The sequence below is a fragment of the Pseudomonas sp. WS 5079 genome, assembly GCF_012985465.1.
Classification (GTDB): Bacteria; Pseudomonadota; Gammaproteobacteria; order Pseudomonadales; family Pseudomonadaceae; genus Aquipseudomonas.
In genome coordinates this window covers 41,041-65,812 of record NZ_JAAQWN010000014.1, presented here as the reverse complement: position 1 = coordinate 65,812, position 24,772 = coordinate 41,041, and the positions used below count along the sequence as shown (strand labels likewise).

Below are 24,772 nucleotides of genomic sequence, written 5' to 3'. Positions count from 1 at the left end.
GGGATAAAAACGGGGTTAGCGGCGACCATTCCAGTAACCGGACAGTTGGTGCCAGGATTTGCCGGCGGTCAGCAGCAAGGGGCGGATTGCGTCCTTGCCGATGATCGTCGGACGGTGGATCGAACTGACCAGGTCATAGCGCGCCGAGCCTTCGCTCATGCCTTCGGCCAGGACCTTGCAGATGATGTGGCTGGGGGTGACGCCAAAGCCCGAGTAACCCTGGACAAAGAACGCATTGCTGCGCCCCGGCAAGGTGCCGATCTGTGGGAACAGGTTGGGGCTGCAGGCCATCGGGCCGCCCCAGGCGAGGTCGATCTTCACGTCCTTGAGGTAGGGGAAAATCTTCAGCATCAGCTTGCGGTTCCAGGCTTTCAAATCGCCGGGAATGTGCTCGACCAATGGCGTGGCGGCGCCGAACAGCAGGCGGTTTTCATTGGTCACGCGGTAGTAGTCGATCACCGGGCGGATATCGCTGTAGGCCCCGCGAATCGGGCTTATCCGCTGGATCAGCTCTTCGCTCAACGGCTCGGTCATCATCTGGAACGCGTAGGTGTTGATGGTCGAGCGATGCAGCTCCGGCTCCAGCTTGTTGAGAAAACTGTCACACGCCCACAACAGCTTGCTGGCCTTGACCGAGCCGCGTCCGGTGCGCACGGTGATGCGCTCGCCATAGCTGACTTCCAGCGCCGGGCTGTTCTCGAAGATCCGCACGCCAAGGCCAGCCAGGGCGCTGGCTTCGCCCAGCAGCAGGTTCAGCGAATGCACATGCCCGCCGCCCATATGCAGCAGGGCGCTGCCGTAGGCGTCGGAGCCGATGATCTGCTTCACGTCGGAGCCGCCGAGGAAGCGGATTTCGTGCTTGCTGTTGATCGACTTGAAGTCTTTTTCCCAGGCCCGCAGGGTTTTTTCCTGGCGGGCGTTGAAGCCCATATAGCCGTAGCCGTGGCAAAAGTCGGCATCGATGTTGTACTTGGCGATCCGGTCTTTGATGATGTCGGCGCCCAGGTCGCTGATCTCGAACACCTGGCGCAGGCCATCCTCGCCGACGTCTTGCTTGATCTTCTCGAGGTCGTGGCCAATGCCGGCCATGATCTGCCCGCCATTGCGCCCGGTGCCGCCAAAACCCAGGTAGCGCGCCTCCAGTACGACGATATTGGTGATGCCCTTTTCTGCCAGTTCCAGAGCCGTGTTGATCCCGGAAAAGCCGCCGCCAATTACCACGATGTCGGCCTCGATGTCCTGTTCCAGGGTGGGAAAGCTCAGGTTGTACTTCTTGGTAGCGGTGTAATACGTGGGGGTTTCAATAGTGATCATGGCGCAGCCTGAAAAGTGAAGGAAGGCTCTAAAGCAGATGTCTTCATTAGGGGCCTTGGCGCGATCAATGTCTTGATCCTGCCTGCCGGGGCTTTTGATTCAGCGCGCCATGGACGTGCGCGACCCTTAAGTTATAGCGCGAGCGTGGAGCGGGGATGTTAGAGTTTCGTTAAAACATTAACTAAATATCACGTGACCCTGACTCTATGCTCAAACCCCGGCAGTCCCTGACCCTCACCCTGTTACAGGCCCGCGAAGCGGCCATGAGTTTTTTCCGCCCCTCGCTGAACGAACACGGCCTGACCGAGCAGCAATGGCGGGTGATCCGCATCCTCAATCAACACGACGAACTGGAGATTTACCAACTGGCGGAACTGGCCTGCATCCTCAAGCCGAGCATGACTGGCGTGCTGGTACGCATGGAAGCGGCGGGGATGATCCATCGGCGCAAGGCCGAGCAGGATCAGCGACGGGTACTGGTGACCCTGGCGGACAAGGGCCGGGCGAGTTTTGCGTCCATGAGCCAGTGCATGGAGGCCAACTACCAGCGTTTGCAGGAGCAGTTGGGGGAGGAAAAGTTGCAGACCTTGCTGGGGTTGTTGGATGAGCTGAAAAACATCAGGCGCTGAAACACGATCTCTCAAACACCACACATCCAAAATGTGGGAGCGGGCTTGCTCGCGAAAGCAGTGGTTCAGTCACCGAATATATTGACTGACACACCGCTTTCGCGAGCAAGCCCGCTCTCACATCGGGTCCTGCGGCGTTTGAAGGTGATTAGTAGACGCCGCCAGTGCTCGCTGGCGCGGGTTTGTCTTTGAACTTGCCCACCAACCCCTGCAACCCACGCATCAGCACCGTGGTATCCACCCCCACTGCGACAAACCCCGCGCCCAGCTCGATGTACCGCCGGGCGAGTTTCTCATCGGCACTGAGAATCCCCGCCGCCTTGCCCGCCTGGCGGATCCGCGCAATGGCATCTTCGATTGCCGCTTGCACGTCAGGGTGCCCCGGATTGCCCCGGTGGCCCATGGATGCACTCAAGTCCGCCGGGCCGATAAACACGCCATCCACGCCTTCGACAGCCGCTATCGCGTCGAGGTTGGCCAGCCCTTGCAAGCTTTCGATCTGCACCAGCAGGCACATCTGTGCGTCGGCCTGGTCCAGGTAGCCGTCGATGCTGTTCCAGCGTGAAGCCCGCGCCAGGGCGCTGCCCACGCCGCGGATGCCCTGGGGTGGATAGCGCATGGCGCGCACCAGTTCCCGGGCCTGGGTGGCGCTTTCGACCATCGGCACCAACAAGGTTTGCGCGCCGATATCCAGCACCTGCTTGATCAATGCGGTGTCGCCAAGGACCGGACGAATCACCGCCTCGCTGGCGTAGGGCGCCACGGCCTGCAATTGGCCGAGCATGCCGCGCAAGTCGTTGGGGGCGTGTTCGCCGTCGATCAGCAGCCAATCGAAACCGGCATTGGCCGCCAGTTCCGCGCAGTACGCGTGCGCCAGGCCCAGCCACAGGCCGATCTGCGGCTCCCCGCAGGTGAGCCGCTGTTTGAAGCGGTTGACAGGCATGTCCATGAATCAGTCCTCCAGGTGTCAGACGAATCGGCAGGAAATCGAGCCGAGCATGTCGTAGTCGACATGGAAGGTATCGCCCGGGCTGGCCGCCACCGGCCGGGTAAACGAGCCGCCGAGGATGATCTGCCCTGGCAGCAAGGTGACGTCGTAGGGCGCCAGCTTGTTCGCCAGCCACGCCACGCCCTTGGCCGGGTGGTTGAGCACGGCGGCCGAGACCCCGGACTCTTCGATCACGCCGTTGCGATACAGCACCGCCGGCACTTTGCGCAGGTCGATCTCGGTTGGCCGCACCGCGCGGCCGCCCATGACCACGCCGGCATTCGCGGCGTTGTCGGAGATGGTGTCGAACACCTTGCGCGTGGCCTTGGTGTGCGGGTCGACCTGCTGGATGCGCGCGTCGATGATCTCCAGGGCCGGGATCACCCACTCGGTGGCGTCGAGCACATCGAAAATCGTGCAGTTGGGGCCCTTGAGCGGCTTGCCGAGGATGAAGGCCAGTTCGACCTCGACCCGCGGCACGATAAAGCGCTCGAATGGAATGTCGGTGCCTTCCTCAAACAGCATGTCATCGAGCAGCGCACCGTAGTCCGGTTCGGTGATGTTCGACGACACCTGCATCGCCCGCGAGGTCAGGCCGATCTTGTGCCCGACCAGCTTGCGCCCGCCCTTGATCTTCTGGGCGACCCAGGCGCGCTGGATGGCGTAGGCGTCCTCGATCGTGATCGCCGGATGATCGAGGGAAAACTGGCGTACCTGTTCGCGGCTGCGTTCGGCATGGTCCAGTTGGGCAGCGGCTTGCAGGATGAGCTGTGGATCGAGCATGACAAGGGTCTCTTACTGAGGGTTGACGATGGCGGCGTTGGTGCGCAACACCAGCAGGCCGCCAAGGGCGATAAACAGCGCCAGCACGTACAGGGCGAGGCTGGCGCTTTGGGTGGTGTCGCGCATCCAGCCGATCAGGTAGGGCGCAAGGAACGAGGCGATGCTGCCAAACGAGCTGATCATGGCGATCCCGGCCGCCTGGGTGCAGTTGGACAGGAAGGCCGGCGGCAGTTGCCAGAACATCGGCAGCGCGGCGCTGGCGCCCATGCCGGCGACGATCAGGCCGCCCATCACCACCAGCGAGTTGCCCGGTGCCAGGCCGGCTACGGCAATCCCGGCGGCGGCCATCAGCAGCGGCACGCACAAGTGCCAGCGGCGTTCGCGGTTGCGGTCCGAAGAGCGCCCGCAGCCGATCATGAAGAAGCAGCCGGCCAGATACGGCACGGCGCTCAGCAGGCCGACCTGGCTGTCGCGGCCGATGCCGGCGCCATGGATCAGGGTGGGCATCCAGAACGCCAGGGTGTTGACCGCCAGCATCACCGCAAAGTAAATCGCCACCAGCAGCCACACTTGCGGGTCGCGCAGGATGCCGCCGAAGGAGGTGATGGACTTGCGCTTTTCCTCGGTGCTCAGTTGCTCGCGCAATTGTTGCTTTTGCGCAGGCTCCAGCCACTTCACCGTTTCAAAACTGTCCGGCAGGTACTTGAGCACCACCAGGCCCAGCAGCACCACGGGGGCGCCTTCGATGAGGAACATCCACTGCCAGCCGCGCATGCCGCCAAAGTCGTGGAAGTTTTCCAGGATCGCCCCCGAGAGCGGCCCGCCAATCACCCCGGCCATGGGCACGGCGATGGCGAACAGGGCGGTGATCTGCGCGCGTCGGCGCGCCGGGTACCAGCGGTTGAGAAACACCAGGATCCCCGGGAAGAAACCCGCCTCGGCCACGCCCAGCAAAAAACGCAGGACATAGAAGCCGGTGGAACTTTCGATCCACAGCATGCTGGTGGACAGGATGCCCCACACCACCATCAGGCAGGCGATCCAGCGCCGTGGCCCGACGCGGTCCAGGGCGATATTGCTGGGCACGCCGAACAGCGCGTAGGCGATAAAGAACAGACCGGCACCGAAGCCATACACCGTGTCGCTGAAGTGCAGGTCGCTGCTCATCTGCATCTTGGCGAACCCGATGTTGATCCGGTCCAGGTGGGCAAACAGGTAACAGATCAGCAGCAACGGCATCAGGCGCCAGGTGACGGTGCTGTGGGTGCGATCATGCTCGGCAAGGGTGACGCTGTGGGCGGTATTGGCTGTGCTCATGATGTTGTACTTTTTGTCTGAGAGGCCGTTGGGGGAGGCGGGGTCAACCCGCCTGGTTGCTTAAAAACGCGTGGACGTTGTTCTGTTTGAAATTCAACTGCGGGTGCAACTCGACCATCTCGAAGGACAGGGCCAGCAGCCGTTGTGCCTGCAGGACGGCGAAGTGCTCGGTGATCACCCTGAACAGGGCTTCAGCCACCGCCTGACGGGTAGGCAGGTCGCGACCGTGGCCGACCTTGAGGGTCATGTGGACGAAGGCGTAGTCGTGCTTGCCATCGGCCATGCGCCAGGTGTCCAGGCGCACCGCGCGGCTGCGGATGCCGCCCAGGGGGAACACGCCGCTGTCTCCCAGCACCTGGTGGACCTTTGCAAACAGCCCCGGCAGGTCGGCCTGGTGTTCGAGGTTGTCGGTGTATTCGGCGATGAAATGCGGCATTTTGCTCTCCTTGTAGGTGCCGGCTTGCCGGCGATGGCGGCCGGACTGCAGGCGCGTGGGTGCCAGGCACACCGCGATCGCCGGCAGCCGGCTCCTACCGTGTTAAATCGGGAAAATGGCGTTGATCTGGCCAGTGCCGGAGCTGCCGAACGGCTCGGTGATGATCTCTGCCGGGCGGTTGTACTCAGGCCCGCCGAGCAAACCCAGGAGCATCGCGGTGTCGTGCATCTTGCCCTCGCCAAAGCAGTGTTCGGCGTAGTCCGGGAGCATCGCGCAGAACTCCTTGAAGCGGCCTTCGCGCCACATCTGCACCACGTGCATGTCCACTTGCTTGTCGAACTCGCGGGTCCAGTTGTGGATGTTGGCTTCGGCTTCGCGGTCGTCGGAGAAGCGGTGCGACAGGGAGCCGGAGGCCAGCACCAGCACCTTGCGATCACTCTTCTCGATGGCCCGGCGCACGGCGGCACCGAAGGCGAAGCTGTCTTCCAGGCGATGCCAGGCGCACCAGGCGGCGATGGAGATCACCTTGAATTTCTGCTCCTGGGGCACGTCCATGTGCATATAGCGCATGGGCACCAGGGTGCCGTATTCCAGCTCCAGGCTCGGGATGTTGTGGGCCATGGTGCGCACCCCGGCCAGGTTGGCTTCGGCGGCAATCAGCTCGCCCAGCTGCGGGCAACCGGGGTAGGCGTATTCCATGTTCTTGATGAAGTGCGGCAGTTCGTTGCTGGTGTAGGTGCCCTGGAATCGCTCGCCACTGTTGACGTGGTAACCGCTGTTGACCAGCCAGTGCACGTCGAATACCACGGCGGTGTCGGCCCCCAATTCACGGGCGCGGCGCCCGATTTCCTTGTGCCCGGCAATCGCTGCGGCGCGGCAACCGTGGTGCTTGCCCGGCAGTTCCGACAGGTACATGGAAGGCACGTGGCAGATTTTCGCCGCCAGGACTACTTCACCCATGATCATTCTCCTGATTTCATTATTCTTGTTGGTGCGCTATGGACTATGTAGGAGCGAGCTTGCTCGCGAAAAACCCAAGGTCAGCGCGTTAACCCTGAAAGTCAGCGTTATCGTTGACGAGCATCGCGGGCAAGCCCGCTTCCACAGTTACACGCCCCAGCGCGGGATGTGATGGCTGCCCATGGAGATGCACACGTTCTTGATTTCTGCGAATACTTCGAAGCTGTACTGGCCGCCTTCGCGACCGGTCCCCGAGCCCTTTACCCCGCCGAACGGCTGACGCAGGTCGCGCACGTTCTGGCTGTTGATAAACACCATACCGGCCTCGATGCCACGGGCCAGGCGATGAGCCTTGCCGATGTCCTGGGTCCAGATGTAGGACGCCAGGCCATATTCGGTATCGTTGGCCAGTTGCAGGGCCTCGGCTTCGTCCTTGAAGGGAATCAGGCACACCACCGGGCCGAAAATTTCTTCCTGGGCGATGCGCATGTTGTTGTTGACGTCGGCGAACACGGTCGGCTGGATAAACTGCCCGCGTGCCAGGTGCGCCGGCAGGTTCGCCGGCCGCTCCAGGCCGCCTGCCACCAGGTTGGCGCCTTCTTCGAGGCCAATCTTGATGTAGCCGGTGACTTTGTCATAGTGGGCTTGTGTGATCATCGAGCCCACCTGGGTGTTCGGGTCTTGCGGGTCACCGACAATCAGGCGTTTGGCGCGGGCGGCGAACTCGGCGACGAACTGCGGGTACACGCTCTGCTGGATGAACACCCGGCTGCCGGCGGTGCAGCGCTCGCCGTTCAGCGAGAAGATGGTGAACAGCGCGGCATCCAGGGCCCGTTCGAGGTCGGCGTCTTCAAAAATCAGCACCGGTGACTTGCCGCCCAGCTCCATGGAGTACTTTTTCAGGCCGGCGGTCTGCATGATTTTCTTGCCGGTGGCGGTGCCGCCGGTAAAGGAAATCGCCCGCACATCCGGGTGACGCACCAGGGCATCGCCGGCGGTGGCGCCGTAGCCCTGGATCACGTTGAGCACGCCCTTGGGAATCCCCGCTTCCAGGGCCAGGCGCCCCAGTTCGTTGGCAGTCAAAGGCGACAGCTCGGACATCTTCAGTACCGCCGTGTTGCCCAGGGCCAGGCACGGTGCGGTCTTCCAGGTGGCAGTCATGAACGGCACGTTCCACGGCGATACCAACGCACACACACCTACCGGTTGGTACAGGGTGTAGTTGAGCATCTGGTCGTCCACCGGGTAGCTGTGGCCGTCCATGCGCGTGCAGACTTCGGCGAAGAAATCGAAGTTGTGCGAAGCCCGTGGGATCAGCACGTTCTTGGTCTGGTGGATCGGCAGGCCGGTGTCCAGGGTTTCCAGTTCGGCCAGGTGCGGCACGTTCTGCTCGATCAGCTCACCGAGCTTGCGCATCAGGCGCGCGCGCTCCTTGGCCGGGGTGTTGGCCCACTTGGGGAAGGCTTCCTTGGCCGCAGCCACGGCCTGGGCGACTTCTTCGGCGCCACCGCTGGCCACTTCGCCAATCGCCTCGCCGGTGGCGGGGTTGTAGTTGATGAAGGTGTCTTTGCTTTCGACCTCACGGCCGTTGATCCAGTGTTTGATCATGGGGTTCAAGCCTCTTTCCGGGCGGCGAAAAAGTCCGCCTCGCTGACAATTCGGTTGACCAGGCGGCCGACGCCTTGCACTTCCACCACCACTTCATCCCCTGGCACCACGTCGGCCAGGCCTTCGGGGGTGCCGGTGGCGATCATGTCGCCGGGTTGCAGGGTCATGAAGCTGGACAGGTATTCGATCAGGTAGGGGATATCGAAAATCATGTCGCGGGTGCTGCCTTCCTGGCGCAACTCACCGTTGATCCAGGTGCGCAGGGTCAGGTTGCCTGGGTCCGGCACATCGGCCACGTCGACCATCCACGGGCCGACCGGGGTCGTGGCGTCGCGGTTTTTCACCCGCAGGTTGGGGCGGTAGTAGTTTTCCAGGTAGTCGCGGATCGCGTAGTCGTTGCACACGGTGTAGCCGGCCAGGTACTCCAGGGCGTCCTCGCGCTTGACGTTGCGCGCCGGCTTGCCGATCACCGCCACCAACTCGCACTCGTAGTGCATGTAGGCGATGTTGTCCGGGCGCCAGGTGATCTGGTTGTGTCCGGTGTAGGTGCCCGGCGACTTGATGAATGCCAGCGGCTCGGTCGGCGGGGCGAAGGCAAGTTCGGCGGCATGGTCGGCGTAGTTCAGGCCCAGGGCGAACATATTGCCGGTGGCCGGTGGCAGCCACTGCACCTGGTCTTCGGCCAGCAACCGACCATCGGCCAGGCGCACAGCATTGAAATCTTCGACGTGGACCTGATGGACCTGGCCTTCAAAACGGATACGCGCGTGCTTCATGGCTGTTCCTCGGCCTGGATGTGGTTGACCAGGCGGCCCAGGCCGCTGATCTGGACTTCGACGGTGTCGCCGGGCTGCACATCCACCCGGCCTTCGGGCGTGCCGGTGATCAGCACATCGCCTGCATGCAGGGTCATGAATTCGCTGATCTCGGCGATCAGCCGGGGAATGTCACGGACAAAATTGGCCGTGGTGTTCTGCTGGCGCAACTCGCCGTTGACCAACAGCTTGAGGCTCAACTGATGGGGGGTGGCGATCTGTTCGCGGGCCACCAGTTCAGGGCCCAGGGCGCAGAACCCGTCGCGGCACTTGGCTTTGACGGCGGGGCGGTAGTAGCTGTCTTCCGGCAGGCTGAACTCATTGACGATGACATAGCCCGCCACATGCTCCAGGGCATTTTCCACGCTGACGCGGCTGGCGCTTTTGCCGATCACCACGCCCAGGGCCGGGCCCGGTTGCAGGCGCTCGCCGTGGGGCTGGTGCACGATGCCGTCATGGCTGTTGCGGGTGTTGGGGGTCTTGATAAACAGCACCGGCTTGACCGGGGGCTTCTGGTACGGCGGCTGCTCGAATTCGGCGAGACGCTGGTTCAGCAAGCCCTGGTAGTTCAGCGCGACGCCGAACAGGGTGCCGCTGGCAACATCATGCAGGGTACGGCTCATGGATTTCTCCTGGCGATGGCGACTGCTCTAAAGGCAGTTCGTTAATGTGTTAACGTTATAATTAATATGTTAACTACCGTCAAGCGTGGCAAAATCATCGGGTGCAAAAAACAATAAAGAGAAGCCTGTGAAACCGATCCCCAACATCAACATCGGCCAGGTCTACGACCAGCGCTACAGCGATGCCGACGTGCATTACGATCGGCTCGGCAACCTGGCGGGTTTTTTCGGGCGCAACATGCCCGTGCATCGGCATGACCGGTTCTTCCAGGTGCATTACGTCAAGAGCGGCGCCGTGCGGGTCTACCTCGACGATCAGCAGTACCTGGAATCGGGGCCGATGTTTTTCCTCACGCCGCCCACGGTGGCCCATGCCTTTGTCACTGAAGCCGACGCCGATGGCCACGTACTGACCGTGCGCCAGCAGTGGGTGCGGGCGCTGGTCGATGCCGACCCGAGCCTGGCGCCCGGCCCACAGATCCCACCCGCCTGCGTGGCGCTGGCCCGCCTGGCACCTGAGTTCGAGCCCGAGATCAAGCGGCTGGACTGGCTGTTCGACGAGTTGAGCGGCGAGATCAACAGCACCGGCGCGGGGCGGGCGGCGGCCCTGGAAAGCCTGACGCGGTTGATCATGATCAGCCTGCTGCGCCTGTGCGCCAACTCCCTGCAAGCACGCCCGGCGCGCCATGAAGACCTGCGCATCTTCCACCGCTTCAATGAGCTGATCGAAGACCACTATTTGCGGCATTGGCCGCTGTCGGCGTACGCCGAACAAATCGGCGTGACCGAGGCGCGGCTCAACGACGTATGCCGGCGCATTGCCGACCTGCCGTCCAAGCGCCTGGTGCTTGAACGGCTGATGCAGGAAGCCAAGCGCCTGCTGCTGTTTACCGGTGGTTCAGCCAATGAAATCTGCTATCAGCTGGGGTTCAAGGACCCGGCTTATTTCAGCCGGTTCTTCCAGCGCTATGCGCACATGACACCGGGGGAGTACCGCCTGCGCCAGGCAGGCCTGCGTTGATCACCACAGCGCCAGGCTGTAGCCGACGATGATGCGGCTTTCGTCGATATCGCTGGTCAGGCCGTTGCTCGAACGCAGGGTCGCGTTACGCAGCCTGACGTTGACGTTTTTCAGTGGCCCGCTCTGCACGGTGTAGGTCAGGTCGGTATCGCGCTCCCATTCGCGGCCATTACGCACGCTGGCGGTCTGCACGTGGCTGCCATCCACATAGCGGGTCATGAAGGTCAGTCCCGGCAGGCCAAGGGCGGCGAAGTTGTAGTCGTAACGCGCCTGCCAGGCATCGGTCTGGGCCTTGGTGAAGACGTTGATGGTCACCAGGTTGACCGAATAGGGGTCCATGCCGGGGTAGGCGAAATCGCCGTCGCCCGAGAGGTTCTGATAGCCCAGGCCAAACTTGTGGGCCCCCGTCGACAGGCTCAGCATGCCGTTGAAGAACCGGTTGTCGATGCGCCCGCCGTCCACTCGCGATGCGCCACGCAAATCATGGCTGCCTTGCTCGTGGGTATCGAAGTAACGCAGGTCGCTGCGCAGGCTCATGCCGTTGCTCAGCGGCAGGTCGTGCACCAGGCCGATGAAGTGCTGGCGGTAGATGTCCTGCATCTGTGCGTAGTAGTAAGTCGTCGCCAACTGCGGGGTGATTGCATAGGTGCCGCCGGCCAGGTCCAGGTGGCTGCTGTCGACGCCGGCGTAGCTCATCTGGTCGTTGCTGGAAGAATCGCGCAGGTTTTGTTTTTCCAGGCGGCCCAGGTTCAGGGTCAGGCCGGCGATGTCCTGGGAGGTGAGCAGCTCGCCGGTATAGGTCGAGGGCAGGAGCCGGGTGTCGTTATAGGCGGCCACCGGCAGCTGCGGCTGCAGGGTGCCGGCCTTGAGCACGGTTTTCGACACTCGCACCTTGGCCGTCAGGCCCAGTTCACTGTAGTTGTCGACGGGCTGCTGGCTGGCGCCATACGGCAGCAGGCCGGTGCCACGACGGTCACGGCTGGAATCGAGCTTGACCCCCAGTTCACCCAGGGCATCCACGCCAAAGCCCACCCGGCCTTCGGTGTAGCCCGACTCCAGGCGCAGCACAAAGCCCTGGGCCCACTCATCGGCCTTGTTCTGCGGCGCGTTTGTCTGGCGAAAGTCACGGTTCATATAGAAGTTGCGCAGGTCGAGGCTGGCCTTGCTGTCCTGGATAAACTCGGCGTAGGCGCTCAGGGGGCTGAACGTAGCGCACAGGCCCGCGCTGGCCGCCAGGGGAAGGAGGCGCAAATGCATGACAGATTCCTTTTGTTGTTTTTGTAGGTATCGCCCTTCGGATCACTGAAGGGAGTGGCATATTGTTAACATGTTATATTTATTCTGGGTAGGCAATTTGCATCTTTATAAAATAATTCGTGTCGAGATTAACGAGTTTGTGCGGCGGCCGGCTTGCATGCCCGTGGAGCCGACCCTAAGCTTCGACGCTTCGATCTCTTATGCGCGTGAGCCATGTCCACTCCCAGACCTTCCCTGACGCTGACCCTGCTGCAGGCCCGTGAAGCCGCCATGGCGTTTTTCCGCCCGTTGCTCAATGAACATCAATTGACCGAACAGCAGTGGCGGGTGATTCGGATCCTGCGCCAGCAAGGCGAACTGGAGAGCCATCAACTGGCGCACCTGGCCTGCATCCTCAAGCCGAGCATGACGGGGGTGCTGACGCGCCTGGAACGCGACGGCATCGTGCGCCGGCGCAAGTCCAGCGAAGACCAGCGCCGCGTGTTCGTGAACCTCACCGAGCAGGGGCAACAGTGCTTCGTCGAGATGAGCGCGGGGATGGAAAGCAACTACCAGAAGATCCAGGAACAGTTCGGCGAAGAGCAATTGCAGCAACTGCTCGAATTGCTCAACCAGTTGAAAAACATCAAGCCCTAAGCTGTTGCTGGCGATGGCGCCTCATACAGCGCCGCAGACAGGTTGAACACTCATGGAAAGACGGCAATTTAGCGGCGGGATGAAAGGCAAGAACCTGCGCTACCTGAACGAAACCCCGGGCCAGGCCCCACGCCTGGTTCGCGCGGGGTTTGTGCTGTTGGAACATTTTTCCCTGCCGGCCTTCACCCAGGCGCTGGACACTCTGATCACCGCCAACCTGCTGCGTCCTGGGCTGTTCACCTCGCGCACCTTCGGCCTGGACGAGCAGGAGGTGATCAGCGACCTGGGCCTGGTGATTCGCCCGGACGCGCGCCTTGAGCACAGCGCGCTGGCCGATCTCGACCTGCTGGTGATCTGCGGTGGCTATCGCACCCAGCTCAAGGCCGGTGAAAGCCTTATCGAACTGCTCAAGGCCGCCGCGCAGCAGGGCGTGATCCTCGCCGGGCTATGGAACGGGGCGTGGTTCCTGGGCAAGGCCGGGGTGCTGGATGGCTATCGCTGTGCCATCCACCCGGAGCATCGCCCGGCCCTGACGGAAATCGCCAAGGCCACCGAAGTCAGCAGCGAGCCCTATGTGATCGATCGTGACCGTCTCAGCGCATCCAGCCCATCCGGTGCGTTCCATATGGCCCTGGACTGGATCAAGAGCCTGCACGACAAGGCGCTGGTGGAAGGTATCGAAGATATCCTGGCGTTCGAGGAGTCGCGTTACCGGCGGATCAAGCCCGCTGAAAATATCTGCGTCAGTGCGCCGCTGCGCGAGGTGGTGCGCCTGATGGATGCCAACCTCGAAGAACCCCTGGCCCTGGAGCAACTGGCGGTGTATGCCGGGCGTTCGCGGCGCCAGCTGGAGCGCCTGTTTCGCGAGCAGTTGGGCACCACACCGCAGCGCTATTACATGGAGTTGCGCATCACCGAGGCCCGGCGCCTGCTGCAGCACACCGAACTGTCCCAGGTCGATGTGCTGGTGGCCTGCGGGTTCGTGTCGCCCAGCCACTTCAGCAAATGCTACAGCGCCTACTTCGGCTACAGGCCTTCGAAGGAAACCCGGCTGGTGAAGTGACCCCCATTCCTACACAGAATGGGTCGCCGGTTTGCTCGCCGGCGCACGCTTGACGCAATGCGCCAGCGCCTGCTGGATATCGGCCAGCAGGTCTGCAATATCCTCCAGCCCTACCGACAAACGCACCAGCCCTTCGGCAATCCCGTGTTGGGCACGTTCCTCTGGGGTGTAGGTGGAATGGGTCATGCTCGCCGGGTGCTGGGCCAGGGATTCGGCGTCGCCCAGGCTGACCGCGCGGCTGAACAGCTTGAGCGCGTTCATGAAGCGCTTGCCGGTGGCGATGCCGCCCTTGAGTTCAAAGGCAATCATGCCACCCGAGAGTTTCATCTGCCGCGCCGCCAACTCGTATTGTGGGAAGGAGCGCAGGCCGGGGTAGGTTACCGACGCGACCGCCGGGTGCGCCTGCAAGGCTTCGGCCACGGCCTGGGCATTGCTGCAATGGCGATCCATGCGCAGGGCCAGGGTCTTGAGGCCGCGCATCAATAAAAAGGCGTCCTGGGGCGACAGGACGGCACCGGTCAGGTCCTTCAAGCCTTGCAGGCGGATGCGTTGTGCCAGGTCATGGCGGCTGACGGCGATCCCGGCGGTGATATCGCCATGCCCGCTGAGGTACTTGGTGGCCGAATGCACCACCACATCGGCGCCCATTTCCAGCGGGCGTTGCAGGTACGGGGTGCAGTAGGTGTTATCGATGACCACAGTAATGTTGGGTTGCTGGTGAGCGATCTTGGCCACGGCGGCAATGTCGATCAATTGCAGGTTGGGGTTGGCCGGGGTTTCGCAGTAGATCATGCGGGTCGCGGGGGAGAGTGCGGCGCGCAGGGCGTCGAGGTCCGACAGGTCGACATGGCGCACCTTGACGCCGAACTGGCCGATGCCATGGTGCAGCAGGGAGAAAGTGCAGCCGTACAAGGTCTGGCTGACGATCACCTCATCGCCGGGGCGCAGCAGGGTCCAGAAGGTCGCGGCAATCGCGCCCATGCCGGAACTGAATGCCACTGCTGCCTCGCCGCCCTCCAGGGTGGCCATGCGTGACTCCAGCAGCGCCAGGGTCGGGTTGGAAATGCGCGTGTAGAAGTGCCCGCTTTCTTCACCGGCAAAACACCCCGCGCCGTATTCGGCGGTCGGGAAGGCAAAGGTCGCCGACAGGTAGATCGGCGGCACCAGGGCCCCGTGATGGTCTTGCGCATCGTAGCCGTAGTGAATGGCGCGGGTAGAAAAGCCGAATGTATTGTGTTTATTGTGCATGTCGGACGCTCCTTATTTCCTACAATGCTATGCTCATAACCGAGGCCGAACGTTGCCTACTTTGCCGAGAAAAACCGCTGGCGAAGGATGAAGTCCCATAAAAATAACAATTTGAGGCAAGACATGCCCAGCAGCCTGGACCGTACCGACAAAGCCCTGTTAAACGCCCTGCAAGGCAACGCGCGCCTGACCGTTGCCGAACTGGCCGAGCGCGTTTCCCTGACCACCTCGCCGTGCTGGCGCCGGATCAAGAACCTGGAAGACAGCGGCGTGATCGGCGGCTACCAGGCGATTCTCTCGCCCAAGGCCCTGGGCTATGGGGTCACGGCGTTTGTCAGCATCATGATGGACACCCACTCCAAGGAAATCGCCCGGGCGTTTGAACAGCGGTTGCTGGACATCCCGGAAATCGTCGCCTGCCATAACGTGTCCGGGCGCTATGATTTTTTGCTGGAAGTGGTGGCCAAGGACCTGGAGTCCTTCGGCGAATTTGCCCGGGAGGTGTTGCAGACATTGCCGTGTGTGAAGGAAATCTATTCGAGCTTTTCCTACAAGTCGGTCAGGCCGTTGCGGGTGATTCCGTTGCCGGGGTGATGACGGTCTTTGTTTGAAACAACCAGCCTGCGCGTCGCTGTTTCCCATAACAAATGCAGACTTTTCGTGATACCGCAGCCAGCCAGGCTCCTTCAAGGTTCGGCCGGTAGAGCGCACGCAACGGTGCCTCTCGGATCTGAAACGACCCAGGAGCCAGAGCCATGTCGACCCCCGCAATGCAAGGAAGTCCACTGTTCCAGACGATTGATCAGTTTCGCCATCGCGATGATCGTGGCAATGGCATCCAGCACAATGGGCTGGCGTCCAAGACCACGGGGGATGCGGCCAAGTCGCTGTGGCGTTCCAGTTCGGGCTGGCCGGACACGAACGCTGATGGCACGCGCTTGGTTTCCTACGAGTTCCGCGCCCCGCCCGCCGACCCCAAGCAGGTTTGGCAGAACAAGACCGGGTTCAGCCATATCCTCGAGAACCAGAGGCAGCAGACCCGGCGCAGCCTTGAGTCGATTGCAGATGTGGCGAACGTGAAGTTCAGCGAAGGGCCCAGGACGGCAAAAAGCGAAGGGCATATCAGCATTGGCAACTATGGGCAAAAGGTCGACCGCAACGGCCGTTCCCAGAGCGGTAACCCCCATGCGGTGCTGCCGGGCAGTGGCCGTGGGGGTGAGGTGTGGTTTGTAAACACGCCTGAGGAGCACAGCGTTGCCAACGCAGCCCTTGGCGATGCCGGCCGGCACACGATTGTCCATGAACTGGGGCATGCGATGGGGTTACAGCATCCTGGGCGCTATGACGGCAGCTTCACGCGCAACCAACTCGACTCCCACGAAGATTCGCAAAGCCACACCGGCATGAGCTACAGGGGCGAGCGCACCGCCTACATGCGGCATGACGGCTTTCGTTCATCGGCGCCACAATTGGACGATATAACGGCTTACCAGTCCCGATATGGCGCCAATCTCAAGACGCGCAATGACGACACCACCTACGGTTTCAACTCCAATACCCAGCGTGACTTCCTGAGTATCCACCGCAAGAACGACAAGATGGTCGCTGCTATTTGGGATGGCGGCGGGACCGACACGCTGGACTTTTCGGGTTATGAGCAGGACCAGAAAATCAGCCTCAAGGCGGGGACGTTTTCCGATGTGGGTGGCCTTAAAGGCAACGTTTGCATTGCTTATGGCGTCACGATCGAGCATGCCACGGGTGGCAAAGGCAACGATTGCCTGGTGGGCAACGCAGCGAATAACCAGTTGCGCGGTGGTGACGGGAACGATGTGCTCTACGGCGCTGAAGGTGCCGACACGCTGTGGGGCGGCAAGGGCAACGACACCTTCGTCTATGGAAAAATCAACGAGTCCAATGCTGCGGCACCGGACCGGGTCCAGGACTTTGTCAGTGGCCAGGACAAAGTCGATGTGTCAGGGATCACCGCGCAGTTGGGCGGCAGACCGTTGCAGTTTGTCAGCAGGTTTTCTGGGGCGAGCGGCGAAGCCATCGTCAGTTATGACCGCCAGTCGAACATGAGCACGTTGCAGATTGCTGGAAAGCCTACCGAGGCGCCCTTCCTGCTGCAGGTGCAGGGAGAGTTGCGGCGCAGCGATATTGTGAGCTGACTGCTAGAGGTGGCCAAGGGCGGCGGCCCAGTCCTGGCTGTTCAAGACGCCCAGTACCTTGAGCTTGCCGTTGGTGCCGACCCGGACAAACAGCGAGCTGCCGTATTCGGCACCGTCGGCGTGGGGGTAGCCCAGCACCCGCTCCAGGTCGCCGATGCATTCGCTATGGGTGACCAGCAACAGGTTGCGCCCGGCAATCTTGCGTGCCGGCAGGTCATGCGCGAGGGCGGTGCCACACAAGGTCAAGCGGTCGGGTAACACGTGGACGTCGCCGAACATGAACTGCGAAGTTTGCAAGGTACGCGTGGTGGGGCTGCTCAACACGTCGCTGTGGGACATGCCCAGGGTATGGAATGCGCTACCCACCGCCACTGCCGAGACACTGCCGGGGCGGGTCAAGCCATCGACAGGGCCCAGGCACGGATTGCTGGAGCGGTCGCAGCGTTCTTCATGGCGCACCAGCACGATCAGGTTGCCACTGCGCCAGGCTGCCAGGGCCCCTGAAGTGACCAGACGATTGTCGACGCCCAGGTTCTGCGGCGTGGTGGGCCAGAGCATGGCGCCCATCACTACAAGGCTCAGGGCGATCAGCGCACCGAAACGCAGCCCTGACTGCCTGAGGGTTTTCGCCCGGCGTTCATCCGGGCAATTCATTTCAACCACGCTCTCCACCCTGGCACCTGAGGTACAGCTGTTTGTGTTGCCGGGCAATGTAGGGGCAGGGGCGTGGTCGGCCAGTGAAATCGATGTGAAAAAATTGCCTTGGCGGTCACGGTCTTTCGCACATTCATCTTAAAAAATACTGTACATATATACAGTCATATCCTACAGTCCATCCCAGGTGAACGGATTTCACCGCGCACCGACGCCACAATTTTTTAACTATGGATGGATAAAAAATGAAATCGAAAAAAGCCTTTATGCTGGGCGCGGCCATGGCGGCCTCCTGCTTCGTTTCGGCCTTTGCCCTGGCCGAGCAGTACCCTTCGCAAGCCCCCGCCAAACTGTCCGCCCAGGCGGTCAAGCAAGCGGTGGACCAAGCGCTCAAAGTGGGGGGCAAGGTTGAGTCCTCGAAGCTTTCGGCCGAACTTACGCAAAAACTCAAGGCGGCCAAGGCGGGTAAGGCCAAGGCGCTGGCAAGCAAGGCCGCAGCCAGCAGCGCGCCGGTGGACACGCGGGTTGATGAGCTGAAAAAACCTGGCGAGAAGCAGTTGCAAGGTGCAGCGATTGCCGCTTTCACTCCCTTGTTCCCAACCCTGGATATCAACACCCTGTACACCGTCAGCGGTGTGGAAACCGGGGCGCAAGTGGCCTACCACTTCAACCTCGCGCAAAGCGCGCGCATCCAGGTTCAGCTGCTGAACCAGAGCGCCGGTACCGATATGTCGTTGAGCCTGTTCCATGACGACGGCCAGGGTAACCTGACGCTGGCGGGCACCTCTGATAACGCCGGCAGCGCCGATGAATACCTCAACGGCGTGATGCCTGCCGGCGATTACTACTGGTACATGGTGGCCAACACCGCGAGCAATTCGCAGTTCAGTTTTGGCGTGGCGGTGGACAGCAACATCGACGCCTTCGAGCCCAACGACACCGCGCAAACCGCGTTCGCCTTGCCAGACGCGCTGAACCAGGTGGCCGGCAACCTCGACAGCGTCAACGATGTCGATTACTTCGACTTCACCGCGCTGCGCGGCCAGGGCGTGGGCATGTTCCTTGGCGATGACGGCGCGGGCACCCGCAACCAGTGGATTTTCGAGCGCTTCGATGGCAATAACTGGGTGGTGATCCAGCCAAACAACACCTCCACGTACCCCAACCTCACGCCTGGCTATACCGTCAAGGTGCGGGTGCGGGCCAACCCGGCAGTGGCGCTCAACCCGCAGGCGCGATACATCTTGTCCTTTGGCTCGGCACCACGACTGAACCAGAACAATGTGAATGGCGACAACGTGGTGCGCATTCCCAGTTCGATCATGCAACTGGCCACCCAGGCCTCCCGTAGCCTGAGCTGGAGCACCCAATGGTCGGACAGCACCGGTGAGCCGCTGCGCGGCGTGACCCCGGTGCTGCGGGTCGACAAACGCTTCGATAACACCATCAACTACCACTGGGTCGACTACGAGGCCAAGACCGGTATCACCGGCGCAGCCTCCGGCAACGTCGACCTGGGCACCTGCTCCGGCGATCTGAATGTGGTCTACCCGGACAGCTCGTCCGGCCAGACGTACAACTGGCGGACCTGGTTCAACATGGGCGGCTGGCGCATCGAGCTCAAGGAGTTCCCGGGTGTTGGTGTAGGCGGCAATATCACGCAGTACGTAAGCCTGGGGCATATCTGCAGCCAGACCATCGTGCGCTAACCAGAAAGCGGCTTGCCGGCGCCCGCCGGCAAGCCAGCTTCTACAGGGCCAGTTTCAGCGGCAAGCGGGCCATGCTGGTGTTCTTCAGCGAGCCCAGGTACAGCCATTCACCGTGTTCGCGGGCGCTGGTAATGGGTGAGTAGTTGCCCGCGCTACCATCCTGCAGGTTGGCGACCACCTGGCCATGCACATCCAACCCCAGCACAAAGGCTTTGCGCTCGATGGGCTTGGGCACCACCATCAGCGCCCGCACCATCATCTTGCGTATCGCGGGGTAACCGGCCAAGCCATCGAGCAGGGGGTTACGCGGCGAATACAGCGCCACCCAGAACCGATCCCGGCCGTTGAAGGTGAGGTTGTCCGGCAGCCCCGGCAGGTTGTCGATAAACAGATCGTGGGTGCCAGCCTTGTCGCCCTTGAGCCAAAAGCGGCTGATGCGATAGGCCCCGGTTTCATTGACCAGCACATAGCTTTCATCCGGCCCCAGCGCCACGCCGTTGGCAAATTGCAGGTGGTCCAGCAGCACCTCGGTCTGGCCGTTGCTGAAGTCATAACGCAACAACCGGCCATCGCCCCCGTGCTCGATCACCGCTTCACCATCCTGGCCATAGCCCCAGCGGCTCGACGCGTCGCTGAAGTAGGCGTAGCGCCCGGCAGCATCCACCGTTACATCATCGGTAAAGCCGAAGGGCAGGCCATTGGCACTGGTGCTCAGGGTGCTCAGTTGGCGCTGGCCGTCCAATGCCAGCAGGCCCTTGACCCCATCGGCAATGATCAGGCGCCCGTCCGGATGCTGCGCCAGGCCCAGCGGGCGGCCGCCGGTGTTGACCAGCACGTCCAGGGTGTTGCTGTCTGGCGCGGTGCGGATGATTCGCCCGTCATGCAGGCCGGTAACCAGTAAACCCTGGGCATCCACCAGCAACGCCTCGGGCCCGGCGATGCCCTGGGCGCCAACCCGCTGGACATCCTTCAGGCGCTGGTTTTCGCTGTAGGGCCCATCCCGCATGGATGGCGCCTTGGGCGCAGCCCAATTGACTGGCTGCACCTCGGTGGGCATCAGCAGCAAAAAGGCGGCGACAAGGATCAACACCAGCAACAGCAGATGACGGATTGTTTGGCTCATGGTGCTTCCCGCGGGTCTTTGGAGGAGGGTGTGGCGGGCTCCCAGTGCAACGTGCCGAACAGATAGTCCATCAGCGGCAGCACGATGTTGAAGTTGCGCCCTTGCATCAACTCACGGCGGTGATGCAGTGCGTGCAGCTGGTGCATGTGCCGGATCCACGGCAAGCGGGCCAGGGGATGCGCGGCAGGCAGGTGCTCGCAGGCGTGGAAGGTTTCGTAGAGCAGGTAACCGAGGATCATGCACCCGGCGAACAACCCGGCGACGTTGGGGTTGAACTGCTTGAGCAGCCACCAGGCGGGGAGGGTGATGGCCAGGCTGTGGAGGACGATCAACCAGGCCGGAAACAGGATCACCCGCCAGTCCCTGGGGCTGTCATAGGTCATATGGCCGGGGGTGAAAAAGCTGTGGTGGTCGCCGGTATGGCGCGCATAGAACAGCTTGGCGAGGCCGTGTTTATGATGGCCGAGGTGACGGTGGACGAGGTAGATGCACAGATTGAAAAACACCAGTGTCAGGGGAATGGTCAGCCATTCCCAGGCCTGGATGTGCTGGGTGCTGCCCCAGGCCAGGAGGATGCAGGACAAACCGTAGATCAGCACAAAACCGGCATGCAGCCACGGGTTGTAGCGCGGATGGACCGCGGCACGGTAGCGGTGGCGAAAGGCCTCGGTGGGATGGGTCATGGCGCAGCCTGTTGTATTTTTTATTGGTGAGTGAGCTTAGCCCGGCCTGCCGATTTTGCGAACTGAGCTTGCCCCTGTAGGAGCCGGCTTGCCGGCGATGGCGCCAGCCAGAACACCCACAACGTCAAATAATGCCCCGTCATCGTGAAAGACCATCGCCGGCAAGCCGGCTCCTACAGGGAAAGCGCAAGGGGCTTGCGCCAGCCTCATTTCCTTGTTAGCTTCTGGCAAAATGTTAACGATAACATTTGCTCTAAAAATAAAAACAAAACAGAGACCCACGCCATGAAAATGCTTCGCAAAACCCTGTGTTTGTTGGCTTTAAGCATCTCCACCGTCGCCCTGGCCGACACCAAACCTGCCCCCATGCGCATCGGCGCATCCTTCCAGGAAATCAACAACCCGTACTTCGTCACCATGAAAGACGCCCTGCAAGAAGCGGCGGCGACCATCGGTGCGCAATTGATCATCACCGATGCCCGCCACGATGTGTCCAAGCAAGTCAGTGACGTCGAGGACATGCTGCAAAAGGGCATCGACATCCTGCTGATCAACCCCACGGATTCGGTTGGCGTGCAGTCCGCCGTCAAGTCGGCCCACGCAGCAGGTGTCGTAGTGGTGGCGGTGGATGCCCAGGCCGATGGCCCGCTGGATTCCTTCGTCGGCTCAAAGAACTTCGACGCCGGTTTCCAGGCCTGTGAATACCTGGCCAAGAACATCGGTGACAAAGGCAATATCGCGATCCTCGACGGCATTGCCGTGGTGCCGATCCTGGAGCGGGTCCGCGGCTGCAAGGAGGCCGTGGCCAAGCATCCGGATATCAAGATCGTCAGCATCCAGAACGGCAAGCAAGAGCGTGACCAGGCGCTGACCGTCACCGAAAACATGCTCCAGGCCCAGCCCACCCTCAAGGGGATTTTCAGCGTCAATGACAACGGCTCCCTCGGCGCACTGTCGGCCATCGAGGCCAGCGGCATGGACGTCAAGCTGGTCAGCGTCGATGGTGCGCCGGAAGCGATCAAGGCCATCCTCAAGCCGGGCAGCAAGTTCATCGCCACCTCGGCGCAGTACCCGCGCGACCAGATCCGCCTGGCCCTGGGCATTGCCCTGGCCAAGAAGTGGGGCTCACACGTGCCCGCCAGTATCCCGGTGGATATCGCCCTGATCGACCAGGCCAAGGCCAAGGACTTCAGCTGGTAAACCGTCCACGCCCCGCGTCAATCGTGGGGCGCGGGGCTCCCTTCTGAACGAGAGGTCGGCGGCATGAGCAGTCTTTTGCAACTGGAAAACATCTGTAAACGCTACCCCGGGGTGCAGGCCCTCAAGTCCATCAACCTGCAAGTGGAGCGTGGCGAGATTCATGCCTTGCTCGGGGAAAATGGCGCGGGTAAATCGACCCTGATGAAAATCCTCGGCGGGGTCGAGCACCAGGACGAAGGGCGCATCCTGATCGATGGCCAGGCGCAGCAGTTCGCGACCTATCGTGATGCGATTGCCGCCGGCATCGGCATTGTGTTCCAGGAGTTCAGCCTGATTCCCTACCTCACGGCGGTAGAAAACATCTTCCTCGGCCATGAACTGAACAACCGCTTCGGCCTGCTGCGCAAGCGCGATATGCAGCAAGCCGCCCAGGCACTGTTCCAACGGCTTGGGGTGAGCATCGACCTGCAATGCCCGGTCAAGCACCTGAGCGTGGCCGAGCAGCAGTTTGTCGAGATCGCCAAGGCCCTGGCCCTGGATGCGCGGCTGCTGGTGCTCGATGAACCCACCGCGACCCTCACGCCAAGCGAGGCCGAACTGCTGTTCGAGATCATGCGCGAACTCAAGCGCCAGGGTGTGGCGGTGATTTTCATCTCCCATCACCTGGAAGAAATTTTCCAGGTGTGCGACCGCATCAGCGTGTTGCGCGACGGCGGCAATGCCGGCGTCACCGACGTGGCCGACAGCGACATCGACCGCTTGGTGGAAATGATGGTCGGCCGGCGCCTGGAGTGCAGTTTCCCAGCCAAACCCAGCACCGAGCGCGGGCCATTGCTGCTGGAGGTCAAGGACATCCAGCTCAAGCGCAATGGCCCGCACAATAGCTTCCAACTGCACCAGGGCGAGATCCTCGGTTTTGCCGGGCTGGTCGGCTCGGGCCGCACCGAGCTGGCCCTGGGCATGATGGGCGCGCTGGCGTCGGTGACCAAGGACGTCTGGCTGCGCGGGGTAAAGGTCAGCCTCGACGACCCGGCCCAGGCCCTGGCCCATGGGATCGGCCTGTTGCCGGAAAGCCGCAAGAGCGAGGGCCTGATCACCGATTTCAGCATTCGTGAAAACATCTCCATCAACAACCTGCACAAGTACCAGGGCGCCAGCGGCCTGATCGACAAGGGCAAGGAGTGCGCCAGTGTCGATGAGCTGATGCAGCAGCTGTCGATCAAGGCACCGAGCGGCGAAAGCCGGGTATTCAACCTCAGTGGCGGCAACCAGCAAAAAGTGGTGATCGCGCGCTGGATCAACCATCACTGCGACGTGCTGGTATTCGACGAACCCACCCGTGGCATCGACGTCGGCGCCAAGGCGCAGATCTACGCGCTGATGCGCAAACTCACCGAGCAAGGCTACGCAATCATCATGATTTCCTCCGAACTGCCGGAAATCATCGGCATGTGCGACCGCGTCGCCGTGTTCCACAAGGGCGCCATCGTCAAGGTACTGGAAGCGTCTGCCGTCAACCCACAAGAGGTCATGCGCCATGCAACAGGGGGCTCAAGTGAATACGTCCATTAACCGCGCAGGCACCCAGGGGCTACGCCCGAACCTGGCGCGGCTGGTGCGCTCGCCGGCGTTTTATCCGTTTATCGGGCTGTTGCTGGTCACGGCGGTGATGATCGTGGCCAGCGACAACTTCCTCACCGCCAGCAACCTGTCCAACATCGCCCGCCAGGTGTCGATCAACGCGATCATCGCGGTGGGCATGACCTGCGTGATCCTCACCGGTGGCATCGACTTGTCGGTGGGGCCGGTGATGGCCTTGTCCGGCACCTTGACCGCCGGGCTGATGGTCGCGGGCCTGCCGCCGGGCCTGGCGATTGGCGCCGGGCTGCTGATTGGCGTGGCGTTTGGTATCGGCAACGGGTTGTTCGTGGCGTACCTGCATATGCCGCCGATCATCGTCACCCTGGCGACCATGGGCATCGCCCGGGGTTTTGGCCTGATGTACACCGATGGCTACCCGATTTCCGGGCTGCCGGAGTGGTTCGGCTTCTTTGGTCGCGCCAGCCTGCTGGGGATCCAGGTGCCGATCCTGATCATGCTGGTCACCTACCTCGTGGCCTATGTGCTGCTGCAACACACGCGCATCGGTCGCTACATCTACGCCATTGGCGGCAACGAAGAAGCGGTGCGCCTGTCCGGGGTGCGCGCGGCGCGTTTCAAATTGCTGGTGTATGGCATCAGCGGCTTGACCGCAGCGATTGCCGGGCTGGTGCTGACCTCACGCCTGATGAGCGGCCAGCCCAACGCCGGCATCGGTTTTGAGCTGGATGCGATTGCCGCGGTGGTCCTGGGCGGTGCCTCGATTGCCGGTGGGCGCGGGGTGATTGTCGGCACCTTGCTTGGCGCCATGCTGCTGGGCGTGTTGAACAATGGCCTGAACATGCTCGGGGTCTCGCCCTATGTGCAGAGCGTGATCAAGGGCGCAATTATTTTGCTGGCGATCTTTATCAGCCGTCAGCGCCACAAGTAAAAAA

24 protein-coding genes are annotated in these 24,772 nt (G+C 61.9%); 10 read left to right on the top strand and 14 right to left on the bottom strand.

Features of this window, described 5'->3' with window-relative positions:
* Nucleotides 1-15 precede the first annotated feature (15 nt).
* Nucleotides 16-1,314, bottom strand: a complete 1,299-nt coding sequence (locus HBO05_RS26985) for an FAD-binding oxidoreductase (protein WP_172314719.1) — start codon at nt 1,312-1,314, stop codon at nt 16-18.
* A gap of 206 nt (nt 1,315-1,520) precedes the next feature.
* Between HBO05_RS26985 and hpaR (HBO05_RS26980) the strand changes: the two genes are divergently transcribed.
* Nucleotides 1,521-1,943 (top strand): homoprotocatechuate degradation operon regulator HpaR, encoded by a 423-nt coding sequence (gene hpaR / locus HBO05_RS26980; protein ID WP_057441661.1) that lies wholly within the window; start codon nt 1,521-1,523, stop codon nt 1,941-1,943.
* A 148-nt stretch (nt 1,944-2,091) separates the two neighbouring features.
* On the opposite strand, the gene hpaI is transcribed toward hpaR (HBO05_RS26980), so the two are convergent.
* The 8 genes from hpaI to HBO05_RS26940 all read right to left on the bottom strand — a co-directional run bounded on the left by hpaI (nt 2,092) and on the right by HBO05_RS26940 (nt 9,473).
* Entirely contained in the window at nt 2,092-2,892 is an 801-nt protein-coding gene (gene hpaI, locus HBO05_RS26975) for a 4-hydroxy-2-oxoheptanedioate aldolase (protein WP_172314717.1), read from the bottom strand.
* Nucleotides 2,893-2,910: 18 nt separating this feature from the next.
* Nucleotides 2,911-3,714: a 2-oxo-hept-4-ene-1,7-dioate hydratase gene (hpaH, locus tag HBO05_RS26970; RefSeq protein ID WP_169864354.1), complete on the bottom strand. Its 804-nt coding sequence runs from the start codon at nt 3,712-3,714 to the stop codon at nt 2,911-2,913.
* A gap of 12 nt (nt 3,715-3,726) precedes the next feature.
* Nucleotides 3,727-5,031: an MFS transporter gene (locus tag HBO05_RS26965; RefSeq protein ID WP_169956109.1), complete on the bottom strand. Its 1,305-nt coding sequence runs from the start codon at nt 5,029-5,031 to the stop codon at nt 3,727-3,729.
* Between the two features lie 43 nt (nt 5,032-5,074).
* A complete protein-coding gene (locus HBO05_RS26960) occupies nt 5,075-5,467 on the bottom strand; it encodes a 5-carboxymethyl-2-hydroxymuconate isomerase (RefSeq protein WP_172314715.1) in 393 nt (130 codons plus the stop codon).
* Between the two features lie 102 nt (nt 5,468-5,569).
* Nucleotides 5,570-6,427, bottom strand: a complete 858-nt coding sequence (gene hpaD / locus HBO05_RS26955; RefSeq protein ID WP_169956882.1) for a 3,4-dihydroxyphenylacetate 2,3-dioxygenase — start codon at nt 6,425-6,427, stop codon at nt 5,570-5,572.
* Nucleotides 6,428-6,574: 147 nt separating this feature from the next.
* Nucleotides 6,575-8,035: a 5-carboxymethyl-2-hydroxymuconate semialdehyde dehydrogenase gene (hpaE, locus tag HBO05_RS26950; protein WP_169956881.1), complete on the bottom strand. Its 1,461-nt coding sequence runs from the start codon at nt 8,033-8,035 to the stop codon at nt 6,575-6,577.
* A gap of 5 nt (nt 8,036-8,040) precedes the next feature.
* Nucleotides 8,041-8,811 carry a fumarylacetoacetate hydrolase family protein gene (locus HBO05_RS26945; protein ID WP_169956879.1) on the bottom strand — a complete coding sequence of 257 codons (771 nt, stop codon included), beginning with the start codon at nt 8,809-8,811 and terminating at the stop codon, nt 8,041-8,043.
* Nucleotides 8,808-9,473 (bottom strand): fumarylacetoacetate hydrolase family protein, encoded by a 666-nt coding sequence (locus tag HBO05_RS26940; RefSeq protein ID WP_172314713.1) that lies wholly within the window; start codon nt 9,471-9,473, stop codon nt 8,808-8,810. The genes HBO05_RS26945 and HBO05_RS26940 overlap by 4 nt, the downstream gene beginning before the upstream one ends.
* 127 nt (nt 9,474-9,600) lie before the next feature.
* Between HBO05_RS26940 and hpaA the strand changes: the two genes are divergently transcribed.
* Complete coding sequence (hpaA, locus tag HBO05_RS26935; RefSeq protein ID WP_169956876.1) at nt 9,601-10,494, top strand: 4-hydroxyphenylacetate catabolism regulatory protein HpaA; 894 nt, start codon at nt 9,601-9,603, stop codon at nt 10,492-10,494.
* Here the strand turns inward: hpaA and HBO05_RS26930 are convergent, their stop codons facing one another.
* Entirely contained in the window at nt 10,495-11,751 is a 1,257-nt protein-coding gene (locus tag HBO05_RS26930) for an OprD family porin (RefSeq protein WP_172314711.1), read from the bottom strand.
* Between the two features lie 213 nt (nt 11,752-11,964).
* On the opposite strand from HBO05_RS26930, the gene hpaR (HBO05_RS26925) reads away from it, so the two are divergent.
* A complete protein-coding gene (hpaR, locus tag HBO05_RS26925; RefSeq protein WP_169956874.1) occupies nt 11,965-12,387 on the top strand; it encodes a homoprotocatechuate degradation operon regulator HpaR in 423 nt (140 codons plus the stop codon).
* Between the two features lie 52 nt (nt 12,388-12,439).
* Nucleotides 12,440-13,450 carry a GlxA family transcriptional regulator gene (locus tag HBO05_RS26920; RefSeq protein WP_172314709.1) on the top strand — a complete coding sequence of 337 codons (1,011 nt, stop codon included), beginning with the start codon at nt 12,440-12,442 and terminating at the stop codon, nt 13,448-13,450.
* 9 nt (nt 13,451-13,459) lie between these two features.
* Here HBO05_RS26920 and HBO05_RS26915 read toward each other — a convergent pair whose 3' ends face one another.
* The gene (locus HBO05_RS26915) at nt 13,460-14,698 is read right to left on the bottom strand and encodes a methionine gamma-lyase (protein WP_170057859.1); all 1,239 of its coding nucleotides are present in this window, start codon (nt 14,696-14,698) and stop codon (nt 13,460-13,462) included.
* A 123-nt stretch (nt 14,699-14,821) separates the two neighbouring features.
* On the opposite strand from HBO05_RS26915, the gene HBO05_RS26910 reads away from it, so the two are divergent.
* Together HBO05_RS26910 and HBO05_RS29455 are read left to right on the top strand one after the other, a co-directional pair.
* Nucleotides 14,822-15,292: an Lrp/AsnC family transcriptional regulator gene (locus HBO05_RS26910; protein ID WP_169956871.1), complete on the top strand. Its 471-nt coding sequence runs from the start codon at nt 14,822-14,824 to the stop codon at nt 15,290-15,292.
* A 161-nt stretch (nt 15,293-15,453) separates the two neighbouring features.
* Entirely contained in the window at nt 15,454-16,869 is a 1,416-nt protein-coding gene (locus tag HBO05_RS29455; RefSeq protein ID WP_172314707.1) for a M10 family metallopeptidase C-terminal domain-containing protein, read from the top strand.
* 3 nt (nt 16,870-16,872) lie between these two features.
* Here HBO05_RS29455 and HBO05_RS26900 read toward each other — a convergent pair whose 3' ends face one another.
* Entirely contained in the window at nt 16,873-17,523 is a 651-nt protein-coding gene (locus HBO05_RS26900; protein WP_262381468.1) for a histidine phosphatase family protein, read from the bottom strand.
* 245 nt (nt 17,524-17,768) lie between these two features.
* Here HBO05_RS26900 and HBO05_RS26895 point away from each other — a divergent pair, with 245 nt between their 5' ends.
* On the top strand, nt 17,769-19,232 hold the full coding sequence (locus tag HBO05_RS26895; protein ID WP_172314705.1) for a hypothetical protein: 1,464 nt from the start codon (nt 17,769-17,771) through the stop codon (nt 19,230-19,232).
* Between the two features lie 40 nt (nt 19,233-19,272).
* Here HBO05_RS26895 and HBO05_RS26890 read toward each other — a convergent pair whose 3' ends face one another.
* Nucleotides 19,273-20,355: an SMP-30/gluconolactonase/LRE family protein gene (locus HBO05_RS26890; RefSeq protein WP_170057862.1), complete on the bottom strand. Its 1,083-nt coding sequence runs from the start codon at nt 20,353-20,355 to the stop codon at nt 19,273-19,275.
* Nucleotides 20,352-21,038: a sterol desaturase family protein gene (locus tag HBO05_RS26885; protein ID WP_169956867.1), complete on the bottom strand. Its 687-nt coding sequence runs from the start codon at nt 21,036-21,038 to the stop codon at nt 20,352-20,354. The genes HBO05_RS26890 and HBO05_RS26885 overlap by 4 nt, the downstream gene beginning before the upstream one ends.
* A gap of 285 nt (nt 21,039-21,323) precedes the next feature.
* On the opposite strand from HBO05_RS26885, the gene HBO05_RS26880 reads away from it, so the two are divergent.
* The 3 genes from HBO05_RS26880 to HBO05_RS26870 all read left to right on the top strand — a co-directional run bounded on the left by HBO05_RS26880 (nt 21,324) and on the right by HBO05_RS26870 (nt 24,768).
* Nucleotides 21,324-22,238: a substrate-binding domain-containing protein gene (locus tag HBO05_RS26880; RefSeq protein WP_169956866.1), complete on the top strand. Its 915-nt coding sequence runs from the start codon at nt 21,324-21,326 to the stop codon at nt 22,236-22,238.
* A 63-nt stretch (nt 22,239-22,301) separates the two neighbouring features.
* The gene (locus HBO05_RS26875) at nt 22,302-23,810 is read left to right on the top strand and encodes a sugar ABC transporter ATP-binding protein (RefSeq protein WP_169956865.1); all 1,509 of its coding nucleotides are present in this window, start codon (nt 22,302-22,304) and stop codon (nt 23,808-23,810) included.
* Entirely contained in the window at nt 23,776-24,768 is a 993-nt protein-coding gene (locus HBO05_RS26870; RefSeq protein ID WP_169956864.1) for a ribose ABC transporter permease, read from the top strand. Before HBO05_RS26875 ends, HBO05_RS26870 begins: the two co-directional genes overlap by 35 nt.
* Nucleotides 24,769-24,772: the final 4 nt, after the last annotated feature.